The organism is Proteus sp. MB838, from assembly GCF_054767435.1.
The window spans coordinates 1-2,203 of record NZ_BAABMO010000088.1 but is presented as its reverse complement, the minus strand read 5'-3'; the positions used below and the strand labels follow the sequence as shown (position 1 = coordinate 2,203).

Genomic DNA, 2,203 nt, shown 5'->3' with positions numbered 1-2,203 from the left:
GTATAATCTCTCTAGATAATATTTAAGAGCAATTATATTTATTATTATAAATATTTATTAACTCTTCCGCGAATTCATCATTTAAAGTATAAAAATAATTTTCTGGAACTTTTAATATTTTGGAAAATCGGCAAATAGTTTCAAAGTTTGGGCGGTGTGTACCAGACTCATATTGACACACTCTAATTTTAGCTGATTCTTCATCAATCCCAGCTAAAATACCTAACTCTTCTTGAGTTAATGCAACTCTTGCCCTTGCAGCCTTTAATCTTTTAGGTACCATAATAACTCTAACATTTAAGATGACTGCATAAGTTTATATCATAAAAATTAGAAAATTTAAAATTAAGCATTACTTAACAAGGTTAGCAATAAAAATATTAATTTATATAAAATATTATATTTAATAACTTAAGGTTATATTTTTACAATATATATAACCCAGAAAAATATCTTTATTTTTATTAGAATAACAGTTAATTTGCGTAGCGCGTTAATACTTTTTTATTTAACCTGTTTTTTATTACAAGCAACTTCATGATCCATGACTAACCCTGAATCTAACATCGCTAAACCACCTTCTACAAAACCTTCTGCAATCTGTATAATCTGACGTACACGGCTTTCACTCACCTTCCAACGTCTTGCAATGCTTCTTTTAGAGCACTGATATATATAATGTAAAATAAGCGCATTCAATTCTTCTTCTCTTCTCAATTGTTGTAATCGCGCTATTGTAGCGTCAATAATCATACCATCATCATCACAACAACTTATCCTTGAAGATGATTGATAAGGTAAAACACCCTTAAAACCTGCTGCAATATGAGAATAATCTACTCCACTTTGTACATCCGAGGCCCAAGCTCCCCATCGTTCTAATACTTGTTGTATATCTCTCATATCACCACTACCTTATGCGATCTTATCTGTAATTGTTGAACGAGCAATTAATTGGGCCGACTGATACCAAATTTCTTTCCAAACAGACCTAGCCTTGTGAATATGCATATGCCCTAAACCACGCTGTAAAGCCATTTTTTTAGCTAGAATTTGAAGTGCTGTTTTGGGCTTCCACGCTGAGCTAAATAGTAAATTAAACGTACTGTCTCTTTCTGCATAATCAATTTCAATCGGTATTTCCCCGGGTTTTAAACATTGCCCATTTCGATATGCTGGCCTCCCTTTTAAATGCCATTTCTTCGCTTTATCAAGATATTCAGTACAATTATTTTTATGAAATAATGTTTTAGGCCTTAAATAGTCCTGCATATTATTATCATTGAGCCATTTAGCTGTTAAATAATCGATTATTAATATCAATTCTTCGAAATGAAAACCATCAGCTAATCTTGCACGGATATATCCTAACGTCGTCTGACACTCACGGTAATGGGAGTGAGTCACTTTGTTAAAATAACGAATAATTTCTATTTCTGGACGTTCAGGACTTGAAAACGAGCAAACTGACCGAGATCTTTTATTGTTACTCTCTGTAGTTATCTTTGTTGTACTCTCTGTAAGAAGGGCTCTATTTGAACTACTCTGAGATAGATTTGTTACACCTGTCCATTGTTTCGATTTGGGCTCATCGAACGGTTTTATTGTTGTTTTATTGGCATAATTACCTTCAGTCAAACTTTTCTTTTCATCTTCTTCTATTTGCAAGATCTTATGTTGATAATTGATACTATAAAAATTTGTACGATCATGAAGATGTTTATTGAGTTGTTTTACCTCAATCAACCCAGAAATACGTAACTGAGCAAATGCCCGTTTGAGCGTTGATACTGATAAGTATGGAAACTGTAATTGCCAATTAGATAGTGTATTGTAAATCCATCGTCGCCCATCATGTTCAATACCAGACTTAGTTTCTGTTATCCAATAATGCAATTGTTGCAATACTAAAGCTTCATGCAATCCAATTTTGACAGCTAATTCTGGTATCACTATCTGAGGTCGAGATTTTATAATTAATGATTTCATATGCTGAACTCCTTTTCTCTTTATTCTTTCCAAATGCCCAAAAGCATTAAATTAAAAATAATTTAATTGAAAAAATAACAAAAGATGGTAATTCCGTTAGTGTTTTGTAAAATATTCTATTTTATTAAATTTAATCATGACTAAAATAGTAAGCATTTTATTAATGCTAAAACTATCGTCATTCGAATTAATATAATTAATTTATATTATATGC

At 31.6% G+C, this 2,203-nt stretch carries 3 protein-coding genes; all 3 read right to left on the bottom strand.

What is annotated here, in order from left to right; translation table 11 throughout:
• Nucleotides 1-22 precede the first annotated feature (22 nt).
• On the bottom strand, nt 23-283 hold the full coding sequence (locus tag ACYUCW_RS17970) for a helix-turn-helix domain-containing protein (protein WP_012367807.1): 261 nt from the start codon (nt 281-283) through the stop codon (nt 23-25).
• A gap of 221 nt (nt 284-504) precedes the next feature.
• On the bottom strand, nt 505-903 hold the full coding sequence (locus tag ACYUCW_RS17965) for an antiterminator Q family protein (protein WP_004247847.1): 399 nt from the start codon (nt 901-903) through the stop codon (nt 505-507).
• Between the two features lie 12 nt (nt 904-915).
• Complete coding sequence (locus ACYUCW_RS17960; RefSeq protein ID WP_196532148.1) at nt 916-1,989, bottom strand: conserved phage C-terminal domain-containing protein; 1,074 nt, start codon at nt 1,987-1,989, stop codon at nt 916-918.
• Nucleotides 1,990-2,203 lie beyond the last annotated feature (214 nt).

Bases quoted from the DNA above. Each gene is read 5' to 3' on its own strand.
- ACYUCW_RS17970 (WP_012367807.1), bottom strand. From the start codon at position 283: ATGGTACCTAAAAGATTAAAGGCTGCAAGGGCAAGAGTTGCATTAACT.
- ACYUCW_RS17965 (WP_004247847.1), bottom strand. From the start codon at position 903: ATGAGAGATATACAACAAGTATTAGAACGATGGGGAGCTTGGGCCTCG.
- ACYUCW_RS17960 (WP_196532148.1), bottom strand. From the start codon at position 1,989: ATGAAATCATTAATTATAAAATCTCGACCTCAGATAGTGATACCAGAA.